The sequence below is a fragment of the Noviherbaspirillum sedimenti genome (genome assembly GCF_003590835.1).
Classification (GTDB): domain Bacteria; phylum Pseudomonadota; class Gammaproteobacteria; order Burkholderiales; family Burkholderiaceae_D; genus Paucimonas; species Paucimonas sedimenti.
The window spans coordinates 3,991,945-4,012,992 of record NZ_QYUQ01000002.1 but is presented as its reverse complement, the minus strand read 5'-3'; the positions used below and the strand labels follow the sequence as shown (position 1 = coordinate 4,012,992).

General features: G+C 60.4%; 14 protein-coding genes. 3 read left to right on the top strand and 11 right to left on the bottom strand.

The window, feature by feature from the left end; genetic code table 11:
• Positions 1 to 192: 192 nt before the first annotated feature.
• The 11 genes from D3878_RS18585 to D3878_RS18535 all read right to left on the bottom strand — a co-directional run bounded on the left by D3878_RS18585 (position 193) and on the right by D3878_RS18535 (position 15,589).
• Positions 193 to 2,166 carry an oxidoreductase gene (locus D3878_RS18585; RefSeq protein WP_199688206.1) on the bottom strand — a complete coding sequence of 658 codons (1,974 nt, stop codon included), beginning with the start codon at positions 2,164 to 2,166 and terminating at the stop codon, positions 193 to 195.
• Between the two features lie 36 nt (positions 2,167 to 2,202).
• Complete coding sequence (locus tag D3878_RS18580; RefSeq protein WP_119786842.1) at positions 2,203 to 3,012, bottom strand: sugar phosphate isomerase/epimerase family protein; 810 nt, start codon at positions 3,010 to 3,012, stop codon at positions 2,203 to 2,205.
• Positions 3,012 to 3,590 (bottom strand): VOC family protein, encoded by a 579-nt coding sequence (locus D3878_RS18575; RefSeq protein WP_233556389.1) that lies wholly within the window; start codon positions 3,588 to 3,590, stop codon positions 3,012 to 3,014. Before D3878_RS18575 ends, D3878_RS18580 begins: the two co-directional genes overlap by 1 nt.
• Before the next feature lie 97 nt (positions 3,591 to 3,687).
• Entirely contained in the window at positions 3,688 to 5,652 is a 1,965-nt protein-coding gene (locus tag D3878_RS18570; RefSeq protein WP_119786841.1) for an oxidoreductase, read from the bottom strand.
• Positions 5,653 to 5,707: 55 nt separating this feature from the next.
• A complete protein-coding gene (locus tag D3878_RS18565; protein ID WP_119786840.1) occupies positions 5,708 to 6,046 on the bottom strand; it encodes a hypothetical protein in 339 nt (112 codons plus the stop codon).
• A 316-nt stretch (positions 6,047 to 6,362) separates the two neighbouring features.
• Positions 6,363 to 8,867 carry an efflux RND transporter permease subunit gene (locus tag D3878_RS18560; protein WP_119786839.1) on the bottom strand — a complete coding sequence of 835 codons (2,505 nt, stop codon included), beginning with the start codon at positions 8,865 to 8,867 and terminating at the stop codon, positions 6,363 to 6,365.
• A gap of 1 nt (position 8,868) precedes the next feature.
• Entirely contained in the window at positions 8,869 to 9,951 is a 1,083-nt protein-coding gene (locus tag D3878_RS18555) for a YCF48-related protein (RefSeq protein WP_119786838.1), read from the bottom strand.
• Between the two features lie 97 nt (positions 9,952 to 10,048).
• Positions 10,049 to 11,416, bottom strand: a complete 1,368-nt coding sequence (locus D3878_RS18550; protein WP_119786837.1) for a DUF1329 domain-containing protein — start codon at positions 11,414 to 11,416, stop codon at positions 10,049 to 10,051.
• A 37-nt stretch (positions 11,417 to 11,453) separates the two neighbouring features.
• Positions 11,454 to 13,001: a DUF1302 domain-containing protein gene (locus D3878_RS18545; protein ID WP_158592322.1), complete on the bottom strand. Its 1,548-nt coding sequence runs from the start codon at positions 12,999 to 13,001 to the stop codon at positions 11,454 to 11,456.
• A 177-nt stretch (positions 13,002 to 13,178) separates the two neighbouring features.
• A complete protein-coding gene (locus D3878_RS18540) occupies positions 13,179 to 14,189 on the bottom strand; it encodes an NAD(P)H-quinone oxidoreductase (protein ID WP_119786835.1) in 1,011 nt (336 codons plus the stop codon).
• 20 nt (positions 14,190 to 14,209) lie between these two features.
• Entirely contained in the window at positions 14,210 to 15,589 is a 1,380-nt protein-coding gene (locus tag D3878_RS18535; RefSeq protein WP_119786834.1) for an aromatic ring-hydroxylating oxygenase subunit alpha, read from the bottom strand.
• Positions 15,590 to 16,269: 680 nt separating this feature from the next.
• Between D3878_RS18535 and D3878_RS18530 the strand changes: the two genes are divergently transcribed.
• Genes D3878_RS18530 through D3878_RS18520 form a run of 3 tightly spaced genes read left to right on the top strand, consistent with a single transcriptional unit; the run spans position 16,270 to position 21,032 of the window.
• A complete protein-coding gene (locus tag D3878_RS18530) occupies positions 16,270 to 17,637 on the top strand; it encodes an MFS transporter (protein ID WP_119786833.1) in 1,368 nt (455 codons plus the stop codon).
• Between the two features lie 37 nt (positions 17,638 to 17,674).
• A complete protein-coding gene (locus D3878_RS18525; RefSeq protein ID WP_119786832.1) occupies positions 17,675 to 19,426 on the top strand; it encodes an FAD-dependent oxidoreductase in 1,752 nt (583 codons plus the stop codon).
• Positions 19,419 to 21,032 (top strand): GMC family oxidoreductase, encoded by a 1,614-nt coding sequence (locus D3878_RS18520; protein WP_119786831.1) that lies wholly within the window; start codon positions 19,419 to 19,421, stop codon positions 21,030 to 21,032. Before D3878_RS18525 ends, D3878_RS18520 begins: the two co-directional genes overlap by 8 nt.
• Positions 21,033 to 21,048: the final 16 nt, after the last annotated feature.

Here is a 21,048-nt window from a genome sequence, read left to right as displayed (position 1 = left end):
GGAATCTTCCCGGAAAATCAGCATATTATCAATTTTCCTATCGACAAGTGCACTAACAATCAGTCTGCAAGGGCGATTGTGACACGCATGCCATCAAAGCATCGCTGAACTTGATGTTTTAGTTGTGAATCCCTTTCACATACAAGATCAGGCAATCCTGCTTGATTTGCAACTGCAGAAATCAAGCCATGGCTATACGGCAGCACCCGCCCGGTGCCCCTCCAGCATGGCCTGCTGCAACTGGCGCGGCGACTTCGCATCGCCGGCCAACTCGACCAATGGCAATCGTCCGTGCAGCGCATCATAGAGATCGCGCACACACCAGTTGGCAGATACAAAGACCACCAGATCCGCCGGCAAATCGACGTTCACAGCGCTGTCCGGCAGCCAGGTAGGACTGATGCTCACCGAGGTAGCCGTCACCCGCGTGACGCGGTTGCGCAGGTGCAGCTGGAAGTTTTTCTGGCCAAGGCGTCGCAAGGCGGGTTCCGTCATCAGCGCGGGCTCAGCCAACGGTGCGAACGCCACATGGCGCGACACGTAGTGCACCTTGATACCGTGCGTGACCAGATATTCGGCTACGGCAATTGCCTCATAGTGGCCGAGGTCATCGACAACCACGGCCGTCCTGGCCGTTGCCACGACTTTCGGATCACTGAACACATCCCAGCTCGATCTCACATGCGGCAGATCCATGCCCTGTGCAGGCGCGCCCGGATGAGACATTTGCACGCCGTCCATGCGGGGCATGGAGCCGGTGGCAACGATCACGGCATCGGGACGCATGGCCAGCACATCGGCGGCGTCAGCGTAAGTACTTAATTGAACCGTCACGCCGAGACGGTAAATTTCCTGTTCCAGCCAGACGGTGAGATCCAGCAGCCCATGCCGGCTTGGCCCGCGCGCCGCCAGTTGCAGGGCGCCGCCAAGTTGCGGTTGCGCCTCGCACAGGGTGACACGGTGGCCCCGCAAGGCGGCGACACGCGCCGCTTCCATGCCCGCTGGACCGCCGCCGATCACCACGACGTGTCGCGCTGCAGCGGCAGGCTGCAGCAGATGCTCGCCGAAGCGCCGCTCATGACCGACTGCCGGGTTCACCACGCACCCCATGCGGCCGACAGTAAGGAGGTTGCCGACACAGCCCTGGTTGCAGCCAATGCAGGGACGTACCTGGTCGACCTTGCCCTCCACGGTCTTGCGAACCAGCATAGGGTCGGCAATAGTGGCACGGGTCATTGCCACCAGGTCGGCATCGCCATCACGGATGATCTGGTCCGCTTCCTCCAGCGTCCGGATGCGGCCGACGACGATGCGCGGCACCGAGAGCGCGCGCGTGACGCTGCGACTCAGCGGCAACTCGTAACCGCTGGGTTCGTGCATGCCACCGATCATCTTGTCGAAGGCATGGTAACTGCCCTGCGATACATTGACGAAATCAACCAGCCCGCGCGCCTCGAGCAGCTGCGCGGCGCGCAGCACATCCACTTCATTCCAGCCGCCGGCGCTCATGTCCGGCGCCAGGCGCACGCCGACCGCGAAATTGTCGCGGCGCACGGCATCACGCACCGCCGTCATCACCTCAAGCAGGAAGCGCACGCGGTGATCGAAATCGCCGCCATAGCCATCCTCACGGATATTGGTTGCCGGCGACAGGAACTGATGGATCAGGTAGCCGTGGGCGGCGTGAATCTCGACTCCATCCAGGCCCATGTCCTGGCACATGCGCGCGGTGCGGGCGTAGGATGCGACGATCTCGTCGATCATGGTCTGGCTCATCGGCGTCGGCACCACGCCCAGGCGGGGGCCCGGGATGTCTGAGGCCGACCAGGGTGGCGTGCCATCCTGCGGCATGGTTTGGTGGCCGCCGTGCCATATCTGCTGGAACAGGCGCATGCCATGCGGCCGCACCTCTTCCAGCAGACGCTGGTAGCCTTCGCCAATGTGCGGGTCGAAGCCATTCAGCCCACTCGGGCTGCTGGGATGCACCGCCATGATTTCGAGGATCGACAGGCCGACACCGCCGCAGGCACGCAAGGCATGATAGGCGATCAGGTCGTCGCTCATCAGGCCGCCACCAAAACGGGTGCCATGCGCCGAGCGCACCACCCGGTTAGGAATCGTCACGCCGCCGATAGTGATCGGCTGCAATACATGAGTCAAGGCCACAAGAATTTCCTCAATTACGCCAGCATTACGGCCGCGCTATGCCAGCGACATCCGGCTGCTGAGCCACTGCCGTGTCAGACGCTCAACTTCGCGCGCGCGCGCAACAAAATCGGGGTAGTCGTCGCGCAACCGTCGGGAACGTACTTCCACACTCAAGGGCAACTGCGCAGGCAGCGCCTGCAGCAATTCCGCCAGCGGCAACGCGCCTTCGCCAGGACATAGCCGGCGGTCGACGGCCTCATCGCGGATCGCCACACGGTCACTGGCACTCGGCCCCGACAAAGGGGCATCGCACAGCTGGGCATAGCTGAACCAGTCTGCCGGCAAATGACGGAGGTCGGCCGGGCGCCCGCCGGAGCGCTGCAGGTGCAAGGCATCCACCAGCAGCGCCTGGTTGGGTTGTGCCGCCTGTCTGAGGATGGCAACTGCGGCCGCAAGCGTGGGGACATCAGTGAATGCGCCGAACTCCAGCGCCACGCGCAAGGGCATCGCACGGGCATGCTCGCAAAGCGTGATAAACTTTTCCACTGTCGCCGCCACATCCGGATCCGAACTGACCACCAGGACATTGGCCGCCCCAATTTCCGCGGCAATATCGATGGCTTGCAGGTGGCCGGGGTTGCCCGGCCCTGGCCGCAACCAGAACACCTCGGCATCCAGCACCGGCAAGCCGCTGTCACGCGTCGCCTGCCGCACTTCGCGGGTGGTCTGCGGCGTCCAGGTCGTGGTATCGATCCACAGTCCCACTGCATCGAAACCGGAAGCGGTGGCGGCCTGAACGGTTTGTAGCGGCGTGGCCTCAGGCAGCACGCCGGACGCCAGCGACAGAACGGGCCGCCTGTCCATTACTCGCCGGGCCGACGTAGCGGCCGACTACCGTCCCAGCCGCGCGCAGCGTCACGGACGCTGGCAAAAAACTTGGGGCCGGATTCATCAGGCTTCCAGAATTCGACCATCGTGCCGGGGCCGCCATGGGTATCGACATAAATCACTTCGGCGGCGCCGCCACGGAATTTGGCCTCCTGCATGACTGTAGCACCGGATTCGGCGCACACCCGGCGCGTCTCGGCCATGTCTTTCACGGCGACGCACACATGATGCAGACCTTGCAGCCCCTGTTCCAGCCAGCTGGTATAAATCGACGGCACGGAATCGTGTTGCTGGATCAGCTCGATCTGCAAATCGCCCCAATAGCCGATGGCTGCGCTGAAGTCGAATGATGTCGGCTTACCCTTGTATTTGCAGTCTTCGGCCTGGATGTGCTCCATCAGAAAAAAAGGACCTGCCCCGATGGTCTCGGTCCAGAAGCGCAAGGCTGCATCGAAATCGGCAGGTACGAAAGCAATCTGGAATACTTCACCCAGCGAAGCAAGCTTGTGTTTGATTGCGCCCACTTCAGAAAGCGGATTAAAAGTCACCATCATTAATCTCCTTGAGTTGGTCCGCTCGCAAGCAGGACAGGACGAACGATAAAAATAACATTACACAGCCGAGGCCATTCCGGTCAGTGCCGGTGTCGGGTCAAATTTCTTTCACCAGGTTGTAAGCTTGTCGCGTGGCAAATGAAATCCGGCGCGGCGCGTAGGCATCGCCCAGGACATGGACCTCGGGCAAGCGATGCTTTAGCGAACGGTAGAGACTGTCGTCAGCCACACCACCGCAAGCCAGTACCACCGAGTCAAAGTCGTGTAACTCTTGCTCGACGCCAGAATAAATGTTGCGCGTCAGGATGCGCCCGCTCTCGATTCGCTCGACGCGCTCCATCACCCGCACCTCGACACCCGCGCTGGAGAGTTTGGCCATCGATGCACCGAGCGAGTACTTGCCCACCAGCGGCGCAATCGCCGGCGTCTGGTAAACCATGCGGACGCGCTTGCCTTGATCGGCCAAAAAACTCGCAATCGTCAGCGGCTGCATGTGGTCTTCCATCGCCACCAGCACGACCCGTTCGCCGGCAATCTGCTTGCCCAGCATCACCTCACGCCCTTCCAGCACAAAGGGCAGCGCTATGCCATCAATCACCGGCCGGCGCGCCTGCGCCCCCGTCGCCAGCACCACCACGTCAGCCTGTGCGGCGAGGATGGCTTCCTCGGTGGCGGTACGATTGAGGCAGACCTCGACGCCCAGCGTTTCCAGGCGGCGCTGCTGGAAGGCGATGAAATCGGTGTACGCGCGATTTTCCTTGACACGGGAGGCAGCCTGCATCTGGCCGCCCAACTCGCTGTTGCGCTCCCACAGCGTCACGCGATGTCCCTTTTCAGCGAGCAGTGCGGCTGCTTCCAGGCCAGCCGGTCCGGCGCCCACCACCAGCACTTTTTTGCCGGTTTTCACCTGAACGAGTGGCGCTTCGTGCTCGTAGCCGGTGCGCGGGTTGACCGAACAGCCGAACTTGAGGCCCTCCACCAGAATGCGGTGCAGGCAGTCGTTGGTGCCGATACAAGGACGAATCTCTTCAAACTTGCCTGCGCGCGCCTTGGAAATCAGGTTGCCGTCCGCGAACATGGCGCGCGCCATGCCCACCACATCAGCGTAGCCTTTCGCGATGATGTCCTCAGCAACTTGCGCACTGCTGACCCGGCCCGTATAGACGACCGGCAGCCGCAGCGCCTGCTTGAAGCGTCCGGCCGTCTCGGCCCACTGCCCTGCCGCATAAATGTGCGGCTGCACATAACTCGGCGCGCCCCAGTTGTCGCCCATGACGCAATGGAGATAGTCGACCTGGCCCGTGGCCTCAAGCCGCCGGGCGATCTCGATGCCCTCGTCCGCATCGTAGCCGCCGGCAAACACCTCTTCCATGTTCAAGCGAATGCCGACGCAGAAATCCGGCCCCGTTTTCAGCCTGATCGCGGCAATCACTTCCAGCAGGAAGCGCAGGCGGCCATCCAGGTCGCCGCCGTAGCCGTCCGTGCGGTCATTGGTCGCCGGCGACAGGAACAGCTGCAGCAAGTCTTCGTGGTTGGCATGCAGCTCAACCCCGTCCAGGCCGGCCGCCTGGATTTCCACTGCGGAGAATGCATACTCATTGACCAGCCACTGGATTTCATCCTTGTCCAGGATATGGGGCACCAGATTGGTGGTGTAGTTGGCCAGCCGGCCGGAAGGGCTGTGCGGCATGCCCCCCTGCATGATGATCTGTGCTGTGGCCACTGCGCCATGCTCGTGACACAGCGCGGCGTAGCGGCCCGCGCGTTCGCGAAAATGCGGCAGGCGGAAATACCCGCCGATGGTTGCACCCAATCCCTGCGGCTCAAACCCGGGAATCATGACGGTATTGTCGAGAAAACAGTTCAAGCCATCGATCCAGGCAGCCCCATCTTGCAGACGCACACGCCAGTAAGCGAAGAACCGCTCGGCTTCCTCTTCGGTACCGAAGGGATTGCCGGTAACGCGGCCATGCGGCGGCAGCATGATGCGATTGCGCAGTTGCATCTTGCCGACATTGAAAGGACTAAACAGGTTTGTCAGCTGCGGGCTTGCTTGGGTCATAAAGATGTCTCCGTATTTTTGTTTCCATGCTTAGTCCAGCCACACCATGTTTTGATCAGTCGTAGACGCAGACCAGGCTGCCGCCACGTTTTTCCATGAAGGTAAGGCTCTCCTCAATCACGGCCGCACCGACGACGGGCAACGCACGCAGGTAACGCGGATCATTGCGGTAGGCGTCGCCCTTCATTACCCGCTCGACGTGGGCCATGTCTTCCATTTCCCAGATGTCAATGACAACCGCCGGCTTGACGGAACCGAAGCGCTCGACGAAGCAGCCGTGCAGCTTCCAGCCCTGTTCTTCCAGCAGTGGAACCAGGTCCGACAACAGGACCTCGACAAATTCGTTGCATTTGTAAGCGTTCACCGTGATCGTGGCTTTCATGAAAATCGACATGCGCATCTCCTTATCTGGTTGGAATAGTCTGGAAATAAACAGGAAAAATCTCCGGGAGCGCATGATGGCATTCAGCGATCCCAGATGAAGTCAAAAAACTGGGGCGGACGCGGGGGATCGCGTCCGTCTCCTGTTGCCGCACTTGAACATGCGCGCACAGTTTTAGCGAGATGGCTAGGCACTCAGGGAAGCACAAGACTGAGCTTCCCTGGCGGTGACCTGCCCGGCAAGACGGCCGAACACGATCACATCATAATTTCGCTCCATACTTGTCTCCTGAATTATTTATTTTATGGATGAAAAGAGGCTTCACGATTCACTTGGCTGGCTGGTACTCCTCAACACGCGCAGCGACTGTTCGCAGGGGACTCGCAGCGCTTTCGGCGATCGACGCCTTGTGGACCGACGCGTTTTCCGCCAACTTTTCTTCCTTGGAGCGCAACAGGAAATACGAGAGCGCAGGAATCATGATCAAGGCACCGACCATGTTCCATACGAACATGAAGGTCAGTAAAATACCCATGTCAGCCTGGAACTTGATGGGCGACCAGGCCCAGGTGATTACGCCTGCCGCCAACGTCACGCCGATCAGCGCGACCACCTTGCCGGTGAACTGCATGGCCTGCCGGTACGCTTGCCGAAGCGGCATGCCGGAGCGCTGGTTCTGCAACTGCACCGACAGCAGGTACAGGGCATAGTCCACGCCGATGCCGACCCCGAGGGCGATCACGGGCAGGGTCGCGACCTTCACGCCGATGCCCAGCACCGCCATCAGCGCCTCGCACAGCACCGAGGTCACTACCAGCGGAATGACCGCCACCAGCACCGCGCGCCAGCTGCGGAAAGTGACGAAGCACAGCACGATCACGGCAGCGTACACGTACAGCAGCATCAGCCGGTTAGCCTCATGCACCACGATATTGGTGACTGCCTCGATGCCCGCCGGACCTGCCGCAAGCAGGAACTTGATGTCCTTGCTGTCGTTTTCCCGGGCAAACTCTTCCACCGCAGCGACCAGGCCCTTGAGCGTTTCAGCCTTATGATCGGCAAGATAAGCCGATACCGGGATCGTCGAGCAGCCGGTGTCGACCGCTTCCGGGATATTCGTGATGATCAGCTGTGCCGCCGCCTCGGTCATGGCCGGGCTGCTTGGCACCGACATCCATTTCGGATTGTCTTCCTGCATGCCGGCGATGAAATAGGCGGCCGACTCGGACAGCGACGTCACGGTCTGCACCCCCGGCACGCCGCGCAGCTTCCAGGACAGGTTTTCCATCTTCTTCATCGCGACCATGTCCGAGCACATCCCCTCGGGCACCTTGGCGATGACCACGAACTGGTCGCTGGACAAGCCGTAGTGGCCGTTGATGTAGCCAACGTCCTTGTTGTAGCGCGAGTCGGCGCGCAACTCGGGCGCCCCCGCATCAAGGTCACCGATTTTCAAGCCCAGGCTGACATAGAAGCCACCCACCAGCAAGATTGCCGACGCCAGCACGGCGCCCCAGGCCCAGCGCCGGGTCGTGAAGCGCTCAAGGAAGCCGATCATGCCGCCCGGCCCAGCGCTGCCTTCCACAGCCTCCTTGACGAGGCTGCGTTGTGCGGCTTTTGCGCTGACGCCGCTGAAGGACAGCATCACCGGCAGCAGCAGCAGGTTGGTCACGATCAGCATGGCCACGCCGATGCTGGCTGCCAGCGCCAGGTCCTTGATCACCGGGATGTCGATCACCATCAGCACGGCGAAACCTACCGCATCGGCCAGCAGCGCGGTAAAACCGGCCAGGAACAGCCGGCGGAAGGTGTAGCGCGCCGCCACATATTTATGCGTGCCGCGGCCGACGTCTTGCATGATGCCGTTCATCTTCTGCGCGGCATGGCTCACGCCGATCGCAAACACCAGGAACGGCACCAGCACCGAGTACGGATCAAGGTAAAAGCCGAGCAACTGCAGCGAGCCCAGCAACCAGATGACTGCGACGAATGAACAGACCAGCACCAGCGCCGTGCTGCGCTGGCAACGCGTGTAGGCGTAGATGATGCCAGCGGCAACCACCGCCGCAAAACCGAAATACGCCAGCACCTGCATCATGCCGTCAATCAGGTCACCAATCATCTTGGCAAAGCCGACGATATGGATCTCCACCTTGCCAGCCACGCCGTGCTTGTCGCGGATGTTCTTTTCCAGCCCGCGCGAGAAGGCGCCGTAATCCATCGCCTGTCCGGTCGACGGATCCTTTTCCAGCAAAGGCACCACAATCATGACCGACTTGTAATCCTTGCTGACCAGGCTGCCCACCAGGCGCGCGGTATCGATATTGGTGCGCAATTTGGCCATGCTGACGGGCGAACCGTTATAGTCGTCCGGCATCACCGCGCCGCCACGGAATCCTTCCTCGGTCGCCACCACCCAGCGCACCCCGGACATCCAGATCGATTTCATCCAGGCCCGGTCCACCCCCGGCGTCAGGAACAGGTCATCATTGACTTTCTTGACCGTTTCGAGGAACTCGGGCTGGAAAATATCGCCGTTCTTGGCTTCCACCACCACCCGCACGACATTACCCAAGCCACCCAGCTTGTCGCGGTTGGCGACATAGTTTTTGATATACGCATGGCTCTGCGGAATCATCTTGTCGAAACTTGCATTGACCGTCAGGCTCATCGCCTTGTAGCCGAAGAACAGCGTCAACAAGGCGCAGACGGCCAGGAACAGGAAACGATGGTTGAACACCAGCCGCTCCAGCAAGTTACCACTGCGCTTGTCAAATTCATTTACATCGCGGATTGTCGGCATTGCGCCTGCCGGTTTGCTAGATACCGCCATCTTATTTCTCCTGGACCGTCTGGCCATTGATAGTTTCGACCCGGATGCCGCGCGCGCCGACGGCGACGACGGCCTGGCCGCCGGCTGCCGCGACTGAGGCGTACGGCATGGGACTGCGGGCCGGGAGCAGATCAAAGCCGCTGCCATCCTTCTTGTTGAGCAGGATCCTGCCACCGACAGTCACCAGTGCATAGCGGCCATCCGCCAGGTTGGTGGCGCCCACGGCCGAATCGGCTGCCGGCGTTTCGATCTTGCGCCAGGTTGCGGCGCCATCGCTGGTGGCATAGACATTGCCGCGCAAGCCATAAGCGATCAGCTCCTTGCCGGTATCGAGCAAGCCGAAAAAGCTGCCCTGGTAGGGTGAAGCCAGGGCGACGAAGCGCTCCTGTTCGCGGTTCCAGCGCAGCAGCAGGCCGCGCTCGCCGGCGGCATACAGTTCGCCGGCATGGGTCGCCAGCGCGTACAAATGGTAAGAATTGGGATTTTCAACACGCCAGAACAGCGGCTCCCAGGTTTTTCCGCCATCGCGCGTGCGGAAGGCGGTGTTGAAGGCGCCAATGACAAAGCCTTCTTTTTCGTTCAGGAACAGCACATCCAGGAAGGGCTTGTCGGCGCCTTCCTCGACAAAGCGCGTCACAAAGCTCTCGAAAGCTTTGGCTTGCTCGTCGCCGGCCGCCATGGCGCGCTTGAAATGCGCATCAGCCACGGCCGCCGCCTGCTTGCCATCGAATTGCTTGATCCAGGTTTTGCCGGCATCGGCACTGTGCAGCACGATGCCATCATGGCCGACTGCCCAGCCATGCGTGGCGTTCAGGAAGCGTATTGCCACCAAGTCGGACGACACAGGCACCGGCACCTGACTCCAGCTCTGGCCGCCATTTTCAGAGACCAGGATGTGCCCGCGCGGGCCCGCCGCGACCAGGGCATTCCCGGCTTTGGCAACCGCAGTCAGGCGGTTGGCCTGGGCAAATTGCGTATTGACCTTCGCCGGCACTTCCAGCGGGCCCTTGTAGTCAGCGGCCACTGCGCCGCCCGACGCCATCACTGCCAAGAGGCATGCAATTCCAAAATTACGTTTCAACATATTTTATCCGCATCACCGAGCCTGATCGGCTATAAGCAAGGCCAGGCAAGCGCGCAATGCGCCTTGCCTGGTTACACCGCTATCGACCCACGTTTAATTATTTTTTGAAGTCGATTTTCTTGTTGACGATCAAGTCAGGAGCGTACTTCGAGCGCGGCCAGATGTCAGTCAGGTAGTTACCGCTTTGCGCACCGGAGTAGCCATACACGCCCGACACCAGATCAAAGATGACGTTGTCGGTCGCAGAGGGAGCCGGCGCATCATACATCGGCGCACCGATCTGATACACGACGTGGAAGATCTTGCCGTTGTGATCGTAATTGTCGCCAACACCTTCGCCCCAGCTATCTTCATCGAGATACAGGTCACGCTGCTTGAAGATATGGCGCTTGCCCTCTTTCAAAGTCGCCTTGATATGCCAGACGCGATGCAGTTCCCAGCGCACGCATTTCGGGTTCAGATGGTAAGCAACGGTACGCTTCGCACCTGCGCACTCGCCATTCGCATCGGGATACTGGAAGCGATAGTTATTGTACGGGATGTACATTTCCTTCTTGCCCACCAGCTGCCAGTCGAAGCGATCCAGCTTGCCGGCGAACATGCCGTCTTCGTCGAAGGTCATGGCGCCGCCCATCTGGGAAACCGGGGTGTCGCCCGAGTTGTCCGGGGAAAGACGGACGCGGCGGGTCGCCGGGCTGTAATTATAGGCAGTGCGCTCGCCGGTCTTGATTTCGTCAAAGACGATGGCTGCGTTGTTCGCCAGGCGGGTCGGCGCGGCGTATTCGTAGCTGTACGAATAATAACGGTCCGGGTTCGGCTTGCTCGGATCATAAAAATCCCAGCCACGATAACCCATTGCTTCGTATGTCCTCACGATTTCGCCGGAAGGCTTGACGAACGAGCCCTGCATGTTCTTCTGGACGAAAGCCTGGCCGCGGTACTTTGTGGCGAGGCTCCACATGGCTTCGGTGCCGTTCTTCGGGATCGGGAAAGCGATGCCGAAGCCGCAACCGGTGGAAGTGTCCAGCCCCAGGCCGTCATTGATGACCTTGCAGCGCGTGGCATTCTTGATCGAATTTTCCTGCACGTTCTTGGGATAAGCAACGGAACGGCGGCTCTGGAAGACTTCGACGTTGAAAGTCGGGTACTTCTTCAGCATTTCGATCGTGCCCGGGGTCAGCTTGTCCTTGTACTTCTCCATGTTGCTGGCATCGATCTTGAACAGCGGCTTGTCGCCTGGGAACGGGTCCGGACGCCAGCCTGGATTGCTTTTGTCGTAGTTGGCCGGTGGCGTGGTCAGGCCGCCAGTGTAGGCGGGAATCGTGCCGTCAGCATTACCTGCGACGATAGCGCCCCAAGGTGTCAAGGTGGTGCCAAGCTGTTTCACATCGCCTTGCTGGGCTTGCGCTAGGCTTGCTGCACCGAGCAGCATCGCTATCGGCGCGTATTTTTTCATTGATTTCATGAAAGTCTCCTAGAAACGGATTAAACGGTTGTCGTTATTAGAACTGATATTTATAGGTCATGGACAGCCAACCACGATCAGGCTGCGGGCCGACAGGCGACATGGCGTCGTTGTACGCAATACTGAAATCGTGCTGATTGTTATAGGTGGCAGTAGCACCCACGGTCCAGCTGCCGGCGTTCTCGCTGGCGCTGCCTGTGGTTGAACCGTTGCCATCCAGGCCATAAGTGAGCGACGTCGTTGCGCCCAGATCCCAACCCGGGACAACCGCAGTCCAGGTCGGGCTCAGGCGGACGGTCGCTTCCCAGTTATTCTTGCTGGAACAGCCGGTCCGCTTGACATCGGCGCCCGCTGCACATGGCCTGAAGTACGCAGCGCCAGAGGTAACCTTGTCCAGATGGCTGTATGCCAGCTCACCGGAGAGGTTGATCTGACTCCAATAGGCGCTTTGCCCCCATTGCTTGGCAACGTTGGCCAGCGCGTGCCAGGTGTTACCACGAGCACCAACTGCCGATCCGTCAAGAATCGTGCTCTTGAGGGCAGCATCCTTGCGGTAGGAGAGCTCCGCAGCCGTACTCAAACCACCAATCAACTTGCCGACACTCAAGCCGTACAGCTTGGTGCTTTCGGGGAAAATCGCACGATAGTTCGTCGGCGCCAAGCTGATCGTCGGTCCCTTTTCAGTGTATTCACGGAAGTAGACACCCACCACGCCGCCCACCCACTCGGAATTGTAGCGGGCGCTGACGCCCCAGTCGTTGTCATCCTTAGGCTTGGCGAGCCGGAGATTGGTGCGACCTCCAAAGCCGCGATCCGGACCTCGCAACAGGGAGTCGGAGCCGGAAAGGAAAGTGCCACTCTCGGCAATGCGGGTTGGCAGCCATTCATACTGGTACATCGCCGCCAGCGACAACTTGTCGTTGACCTGGATCGTGCCATGGATCTGCCCGATCGGCAGCTGAACTTCCTTGGCGTCGATCCCTGGGGAAGATACCGCCTTGAGGCCATCCACCGGTTGCTGCTGGTTCGAAATACTGTGCGCACTCAGGACGGTTGCTTCGCCCCACAGATTGGTCTGGCGGCCCACCTTGACGTTGGCGGGCATGCCGGCGACATCGAAGTTGGCGAAGACATAGGCATCGAGAATTTCGGCCGACGGCCCGCCGTGGAAGCGCTTGGTGTGGTTGGAAAACACGTTGCCGTTGTAGTTGCTCGCCACCTGTCCCGGTGCCAGGGTTACCTGCTTGTCGAATTCGGCGTTGTACCACGCAGCCGTTGCAAGACGGAAGCCAAACTGTCCCTTGTAGCTGAAGTCGAGTTCGCTCAGCCAGTCACCGCGGTTGATCACCACGTCGCCCTTGTCGTATTTGGCCTGTGTGCTTGCGATGCCACTGGTTTCCCAGCCCGCATTGCGCGACTCGGCACGGAAGCCGAGATTGTAGCGAAGAGTGTTACCCCATTGCATCGACACATCGGGGTTGCCGGTGTCAATATCTACTGCCAGAGTGGCGCCCGCAGCGCCATACAGCGCAAGCCCAGACACCGCCAGTTTCAAAGCGAGGCGCCGCCTCTTGCCGTTGTTCATCACTTTTTGTCTCCTGTCGAATTGGCTCATCTTGAATTAATTTATCTCAATTGTGATTAAAATCCGGGCAACCCTGCGTTTGTACACCTGGTGGTCCGACACTTACTCGGGCGAATGTTACGGCTGCACCGCTACTCCCCCGCTACTACTCGCTGCTTATGCTGCCTGCTGCTAAAGTTATTTTTCCCAATCAATGACGATCTTGCCAATATGCTGATTACTCTCCATTAGCCGATGCGCCTCGGGCGCGGCCGCAGGGGCAAAGGTGGCGTAGATTTCCGGCTTGATCCGGCCCGTCTCCAGGAGTGGCCAGACCCGCTCGACAAGCTTGCGCGCAATGGCCTGCTTGAACGCGATCGAGCGCGCGCGCAAGGTTGAACCGCTGATGGTCAGGCGCTTCATCAGCACTTTGAGCAGATCCACCCGAGTGTCTGTGCCACCCAATACAGCCACCAGCGCCAAACGTCCATCCACCGCCAGGCAATCGATATCCCGAGGAATGTAGTCGCCGGCGACCATATCCAGCACCACATCCACCCCGCGCCCCTCGGTCAACTCCTTGACCACCGCCACGAAATCTTCGGACTTGTAGTTAATGCCGCGCGCTGCCCCGAGACGCTCGGTGGCACGGCACTTCTCTTCACTACCCGCGGTAGCAAACACCCGGTGTCCCAGTGCATGGGCGATCTGGATGGCGGTAACGCCAATGCCGCTGCCCCCCCCATGCACCAGCAAGGACTCCAGACGGCCATCTTCGGCATGTCCCAGACGGGCGCGATCGAATACATTGGTCCAGACGGTAAAGTAGGTTTCCGGCAGGGCGGCGGCTGCGACCATCGACAGGCCCGCCGGCACCGGCAGACACTGGGCGATCGGAGCAACGCAATACTCGGCGTAGCCACCACCAGCCACCAGCGCGCAAACAGCACTACCGGACTTCAATCCCCAGATATTGTCGGGATGCGATAGATCGCCACCAACGATCTCGCCGGCGATTTCCAGACCAGGCAAGTCGGAGATGCCCGGCGGCGGCGGATAATTGCCCTCGCGCTGCGACACATCCGGGCGATTGACACCGGACGCGGCCACCTTGATCAGGACTTCACCCGCTTGCGGAACCGGCTGAGGCCGGTCTACCAGTTGCAAGACTTCAGGGGCGCCAAAGGCGGTAATTGCAATAGCTTTCATTCAGATCTTTCTTGCCAACGTCAATCGGCCAAATACTTGTCGAGGGTTTGATGGAAATGGCGGATGCGCACTTCCTGATAATTTGCAAGTTGCAACTGCTTTGTCTTTGACGCTTTCATGCCGGCCTGCACATGCGGCAGGTTGCCCATATCCTGATCGACGATGCTGCCCAATACCCCCAATGCTTCTGCCCAGTTCTGATCCGATGCGAGCATTTGCATGGGCGCCGACGGCGGCAACGACTGACCTTCCGGGACCGGGGTCAGGATGCGCACTTCCATCAGGGTATGGTCCTGATCACCCCAGGGCCGCCAGCGGTATATCACGGCAGGCGAAAAACCGCCCCAGGGTGAAAAGTTGGGGAAGACGTTGTAGGTCAAGGCATCCTGGACCTCGGCATCGCTGGCATGATCGAGATCGACTCCCGCCATTTCCGCAAAGCGCTTGCGGTTGAAGTCGCCCATGGCACGCCGCGCGGTGAAGCCGTCCGGCACATCGATGGTGCTGTCTTTCGGCACCACCCGGCCGTTGTATCGCAGGTAGGCATCCATGATGGCCTGCTGCGCAAGACCATCGCCGGCCAGATGCGGCGAGGTCACGCCGAAGGGCGTGATCGCCAGGTTGACATTGTCGTTGTACAGGTTGTACTTGCTGTTGGCGTCGCCGGTGAAAGGCAGGATCTGCGGGTGCGTTGCGATCACATGGAAGGCTTCCATGAACGCCTCGGCGCAGGCCTTCCAGTTGGCCGGCACCACCTTGGCAGCCCACGCCGTGGTCACGCGCTGCTCGGGCTTCCAGCGCTCAAAATGCGCCGGCAGCGGCCCGAGGAACTCTTCCAGGGAAGGGCCGCCCGGCTCTTCCCGGATGAAAATGAAGCCGCCCCAGCGCCCCACTTCCGCCTCGGGCAAGCCCAGCGGCTGCTCATCGAGGTGCTTGAAATCCCAGCGGCTGGGAATGTTCTTCAGGCTGCCGTCCGTGTTCCAGGTCCACGCATGGTAGGAACATTTGAATTCCCCGACCCGGCCATTGGCGGTGCGCAGCTTGCGGCCGCGATGCAGGCAGACGTTATGAAAGGCCTTGACCGAACCGTCCGGCTGGCGCGTCACCAGGTAGGAGCGCCCGGCATTTTCATAGACCACCACATCGCCGGGATTGCGCAGCTCCTCGTCGCGTGCGGCAAATTGCCAGACATGCGGCCACATCTTGTCCATCTCGCGCCGGAAGAATTCCGGGCTGGTGTAACGATCGGTCGACAGCGGCGCGGAACCCAAGCTTTGATAGGTATCCGTTTTGAGGTAATCCGGCACAGCGCGACTATCCGCGGCAGCCAGTTCGTCCCAGGATACGCCAGGGCAGCGCACCGAAGATTCCTCATTGATATCTTTGTAATTTCCAGCCAATCTTGTCTCCTGTTGCCAGCCTGTTGCAGCTGCCTGGCGCTTATTTGTTTACGCCCTACACCAAACTTTACACCGCACATTTGCAAATAACAAGCAATTTGTCCTGTTTTTTACTAAATTTTGGACGGAAGCGACAAGCTGGTGTTTCCCCTCATATGGAGCCTTCAGGAGATCGGCAAATACTGATGCCTGGTCGCAACAACACTGACGTAAATTGGGAGGGTATATAAGCGTTTGCCTCTCTGCGCCCTCCATGAAGAAGCACGCAGTACCGGGGCGTGCCAGCGCACACCAATCCGACCAGGCTGGCATGCCGCCTGCATCGTCACATACCGTTTCCAGACCTTAAATTTAACAAGCCAGCCAGCCTGCTTTTATTGATGGACCACTTTGGACTTTCGGCGTAGACTTAAATGGTTAAACCAAAATTTTTGCTACGAATGGAGTCTGATTGTGAATCTTCAATAGACAGAAAAGAGAGCGATCCTGGCAGCTGCCAGCAAGGGCATTGGACGCGCCAGCGCCAAATGAGCAGTACCATCCCGTGTACCACCTTCGCCGACTGGAACAGAGCGCCATCATGAACCTCTCCCCCAGCCAAGGACACTGGACAAGACCCGTCGCCGGCGACGCAGACCTTCATAAAACCATACAAAAAAACACGCCTACAGGAGTGAGACATGCAGCAGAAATCCACGGCAGATAAACTGCCTCCCGCCAATCGCCGCGAACAATTCAAGGCATTGGGCGTCGCTTCGCTCGGCAGCATGCTCGAGTATTTCGAATTTATCATCTTTGTTTTTCTGGCCCCGCAGATCAGCCGGCACTTTTCCTCGCCCGACATGCCGGAATGGCTGCGCCTGATCCAGACTTTCGGCATCTTTGCCGCCGGCTTCCTGATCCGCCCCGTCGGCGGCATCATCATGGCCCAGATCGGCGACCGGGTTGGCCGCAAGCGCATCTTCACGCTGACGCTCGCCTTGATGGCCGGCCCCACGCTGGTCATCGGCATCTTGCCTGGCTATGCGGTCATCGGCATCTGGGCGCCGATCCTGCTGCTGCTGTGTCGCCTGGCACAGGGCATTTCGCTCGGCGGTGAGTTGCCTGGCGCGATCAGTTTCGTGTCCGAGCAGGTCAGCGGCCGCAAAGTTGCCTTTGCTCTCGGCATCATGGCCGCTGCAACGAGCACTGGCTCACTTGCGGGCTCAGCAGTCGTCAGCGGGCTTACCCATATGCTGGGTGCGGAAGCCATGATGAACTATGGCTGGCGCATCCCCTTTATCATGGGCGGCATCTTTGGCGTGCTGTCGGTTTACCTGCGCCGATTCACCCATGAAACGTCGGTCTTCGAAGCCATGAAGGCAAAAATGATGCTGTCGGAGCGCCCCCCCTTTGCGGAAATGATGTCGAAGCACCGGTTCAACCTGATCGGCGCCATGTTCCTGGCTGCCTGCACCACCATCGTGGCAGCGGCAACACAGCAATTTCCGATCACCTACTTCGTCACCATGAAGAAGCTTCCCATGGCGGAAGTCTCGACCATCCTGACCCTCATGCTGACCTTTTCGGGAATGGGGAATATCCTCGGCGGCATGCTGGTGTCATGGCGTGTCTTTAACCTGCGCAATGGCTACCTGCTGATGCAGTTGTGCACGGTCATCTGCATGTTCTGGATGTTCAGCCAGGATACAGTGGACGGACTGTGGCTGCCGGCCATTTTCCTTGGATTGAGCGCCGGCGCCTCGATGGGCTTGTCGCTGACCTTTCTTGCCAGGGCATTCCCCGCACAAATCCGCTATACAGGACTGGCGACTTGTTACAACATTCCGATCGCCATCTTCGGCGGCACCGCGCTGATCGTCCTGACTTATCTGGCGCGCTTTTCACTGGACTACCCGGCGTTTTACCCAGCATTGTTCGTGCTGATGTCCATCGTGGCTGCCACCTTGCTGTGGCCGCGCCGTCATGCCATCAGTCCGTTCGATCATGACGACCCGGATTTCAATCCGGCCACGCATGCCGAATTCCAGCCAAAGCTGACGTCCTGACCTCAAATTCCAAGACTACGCACTTACAGGAGACAGAATGAATTCAACTACTGCAGGAACGACCGCCATCAAGCAAGTCGATGTTCTGGTTGTCGGCAGTGGCGCCGCCGCATTTACGGCCGCGATCACCGCTCGCAAGCAGGGACTCGAAGTGCTGATGGTCGAAAAGGATGCAGTGTACGGCGGCACCAGCTGCTTTTCGGGCGGCGTCATGTGGATCCCGGGTAACCGGCATTCCGCCTCGCTCGGACCGGATTCGCTGAAGCAGGCCCGCACCTACATCGCGCAGGAAGCCGGCGAGTATTTCGATGCCGAGCGGGTCGACGCCTTTCTGGCCAACGGGCCCGAAATGATCGACTTCCTGGAACGCGAGACCGAGCTCGAATGCTATCCGTTTTCCTATCCCGACTACCATCCTTCCTATCCAGGCCATGCCACGGTTCGCTCGATCGGCACCAAGGATTACGAAGCCTGGCGGCTCGGCAAGTACCGAAAGTTGCTGCGCCAGGGGCTGACGCAAACCAATTTCATGGGCTTGGCGGTCGGCTCCAACGTGGAGATGAAACAGCTCATGAGCGCCGGCCGTTCGCTCAAGGGCCTCGCTTTCGTGCTCCGCAAATTCGGCGGCGTATTCAGGGACGTGCTCCGCTATGGCAAGCCCGATCCGGTGACGCGCGGCCGCGCGCTCATCGCACGCCTGTCCCGCTCGGCATTCGACTGCGGCATCGAGCTCTGGCTGAACGCACCCGCCAAGGAACTGGTCTTTGTCGATGGCAGGGTTGAAGGCGCCGAGGTCCAGACGCAGCAGGGCCGCGTACGGGTCATGGCGCGCAAGGGCGTGGTGCTGGCCAGCGGCGGCTTTCCGCATGACGCGGCGCGCACTGCCAAGGTATATCCGCACAAGGCAGCCGGGCGCGAGCATCGCAGCCTTGCCAACCCCAGCAACACCGGCGACGGCGCCCGGCTGGCGGAGTCCGCGGGCGGCTGGGTTGACACCGCTGTGCAGCAACCGTCCGCATGGATGCCGATCTCGGTCATCCCGTACTACCAGGGTCCCAAGAGCTTGTGGCCGCACATCGTCGACCGCCAGAAGCCTGGTTTCATCGCCGTCACCAGCGAGGGAAAACGCTTCTTCGACGAAGCCGCGCCCTACCATGACTTCGTGCCGGCGATGGTCAAGGCCTGCGAGCATCTACCCCAAACATTCTGCTACCTGATCTGCGATCACCGCGCCATCAGGCGCTACGGCCTCGGCTTCGTCAAGCCTGCGCCAGTGCCAAACGGCCAGCATGTGCGCTCCGGCTACATCCTGCGCGGCGAAACGCTATCGGATCTCGCGCAACAGGCCGGCATCGATGCGGCCCAGTTCGAGCGGACGGTCGCGCGCTTCAATGAACATGCCCACAAAGGCGTCGACCCGGAATTCGGCCGCGGCGGCAACATCTATGACCACTCGCAGGGCGACCCCGATCATAAGCCGAACCCGAACATTGCTCCGCTCGACGTTGGCCCCTTCTACGCCCTCAAGCTTGTGCCGGGCGATATCGGCAATTTCGCCGGCATCCGCACCGATGGCAATGCGCGTGTGGTGGCGCAGGATGGCGCGCCGATTCCCGGCCTTTACGCCGCCGGCAACGATGCGCTCAGCTTCGTATCGGGTGGTTACGCAGGCGCTGGCGGTACGCTCGGCCCCGGCATGACACTGGGCTACATTGCAGGCAAGCATCTGGCCGCAGCCGAAACCACGGCACAACCCGTCCAATCAATGAAAAAAGGCAGCCATGGCTGAGCAATGGGACTACATCATCGTCGGTGCAGGCTCGTCGGGCTGCGTGATGGCAGAAAGATTGTCGGCGAATCCGAACAAGCGCGTACTGCTGCTGGAAGCTGGCGGGCCTGACACCAGCCCGCTGATTCACATGCCCAAGGGTATCGGCAAGCTTGCGTCCGATCCCAGGCATGCCTGGTTTTACCCCGTCGCCCAGCGCCGCAAACCTGACCTGCCGTCAACCGAGTCGTGGTTGCGCGGCAAAGGGATCGGCGGCTCCTCATCGATTAACGGCATGATCTGGATCCGCGGTCAGCTGGAGGACTATGACGCATGGGAGCACAAGGGCTGCACCGGCTGGGGCCGCAAGGAAATGACTGCAGCGTTTCAGGCAATCGAGGACCATGAACTTGGCGCCGGCGAAGGGCGCGGCGTCGGCGGGCCGGTGCATATCAGCACCGGAACCTATCGCTATCCGCTGGCCGAGGCGATGATCACGGCCGGTCAAGGCATCGGACTGGAGCGCAAGGAGGACCTGAACGGCGCCCAGGAAGGCATCGGCTACTACGCGCACAACATCTTGAAGGGACGCCGGCAGAGCGCTGCCGTGGCCTTTCTGAAGCCTGCGCGCAAGCGCCCCAACCTGATGGTGAAAACCGGCGTGCTGGTCGATCGCATCGGTTTCAAGGAGAATCGCGCGGTATCGGTGGAGACGCGCATCGATGGAGACGCCCATTCCTTTATCGTCAAAGGCGAGGTGATCCTGTCGGCTGGCGTCATGGCTTCGCCGGCCATTCTGCAGCGCTCCGGCGTCGGGCCAGGCGCCCTGCTGTCCTCCCTCGGCATTCCCGTTGTGGCCGACCGCCAGGGTGTCGGCAACCATCTGCTCGAGCACCTCGGTTTTTCCATGCAATACCGTCTGCAAGGCATCGCTGGCAACAACCGTGAATTTTATGGCCTTGGCGTCGCCAGGAATGCCTTGCGTTACGCGCTCACCCGCACCGGGCCGCTGGCGACCGGCCCCTACGAGGTCGGGGCGTTCGTGCGCAGCCGTGCAGAGGTGGAACGCCCGGACATGCAGCTGTTCGGCAGCGCGTTCACCTTTCAGGCCAAGCCCAACAGCGATCCCAACTCGCCGGTCCAGCAGGGCTCGGTCGAGCGGGAGCCCGGCTTCACCGTTTACTCGCAGCTCCTGAATCTCGAAAGCCAGGGCAGCATCGCGATCACTGGCCGGGATCCCCGCGCCGCGCTGGCCATTGCGCCCAACTGGCTGTCCACTGCCGCCGACGAAGCATCAGCGATTGCCGCAGTACGCTATGTCCGCAAATTGATGGTGCAACCGGCGATCGCAAAACATCTCAAGCATGAAAAATTTCCTGGCGCGACCATCGACAGCGACGAACAAATCCTGGATGTGTTCCGCCGGCTGTCGCGTTGCGGCATCCATGCTGTCGGCGTCTGCCGCATGGGCGGCAGCGAGGAGGATGTCTGCGATCCGCAATTGCGGGTACGTGGAGTCACTGGCGTGCGCGTGGTGGACTGCTCGGTCATGCCGGGCCTGATTTCTGGCAACACCAATGCGCCGGCAATGGCGCTGGCCTGGCACGCAGCATCCCTGATCCGTTAATAGTGGGAGACAGACA

Coding starts and splice junctions, on each gene's coding strand:
- D3878_RS18580 (WP_119786842.1), bottom strand. CDS start 3,012: ATGGACAGGCGGCCCGTTCTGTCGCTGGCGTCCGGCGTGCTGCCTGAG.
- D3878_RS18575 (WP_233556389.1), bottom strand. CDS start 3,590: ATGATGGTGACTTTTAATCCGCTTTCTGAAGTGGGCGCAATCAAACAC.
- D3878_RS18570 (WP_119786841.1), bottom strand. CDS start 5,652: ATGACCCAAGCAAGCCCGCAGCTGACAAACCTGTTTAGTCCTTTCAAT.
- D3878_RS18565 (WP_119786840.1), bottom strand. CDS start 6,046: ATGTCGATTTTCATGAAAGCCACGATCACGGTGAACGCTTACAAATGC.
- D3878_RS18560 (WP_119786839.1), bottom strand. CDS start 8,867: ATGGCGGTATCTAGCAAACCGGCAGGCGCAATGCCGACAATCCGCGAT.
- D3878_RS18555 (WP_119786838.1), bottom strand. CDS start 9,951: ATGTTGAAACGTAATTTTGGAATTGCATGCCTCTTGGCAGTGATGGCG.
- D3878_RS18550 (WP_119786837.1), bottom strand. CDS start 11,416: ATGAAATCAATGAAAAAATACGCGCCGATAGCGATGCTGCTCGGTGCA.
- D3878_RS18545 (WP_158592322.1), bottom strand. CDS start 13,001: ATGAACAACGGCAAGAGGCGGCGCCTCGCTTTGAAACTGGCGGTGTCT.
- D3878_RS18540 (WP_119786835.1), bottom strand. CDS start 14,189: ATGAAAGCTATTGCAATTACCGCCTTTGGCGCCCCTGAAGTCTTGCAA.
- D3878_RS18530 (WP_119786833.1), top strand. CDS start 16,270: ATGCAGCAGAAATCCACGGCAGATAAACTGCCTCCCGCCAATCGCCGC.
- D3878_RS18525 (WP_119786832.1), top strand. CDS start 17,675: ATGAATTCAACTACTGCAGGAACGACCGCCATCAAGCAAGTCGATGTT.
- D3878_RS18520 (WP_119786831.1), top strand. CDS start 19,419: ATGGCTGAGCAATGGGACTACATCATCGTCGGTGCAGGCTCGTCGGGC.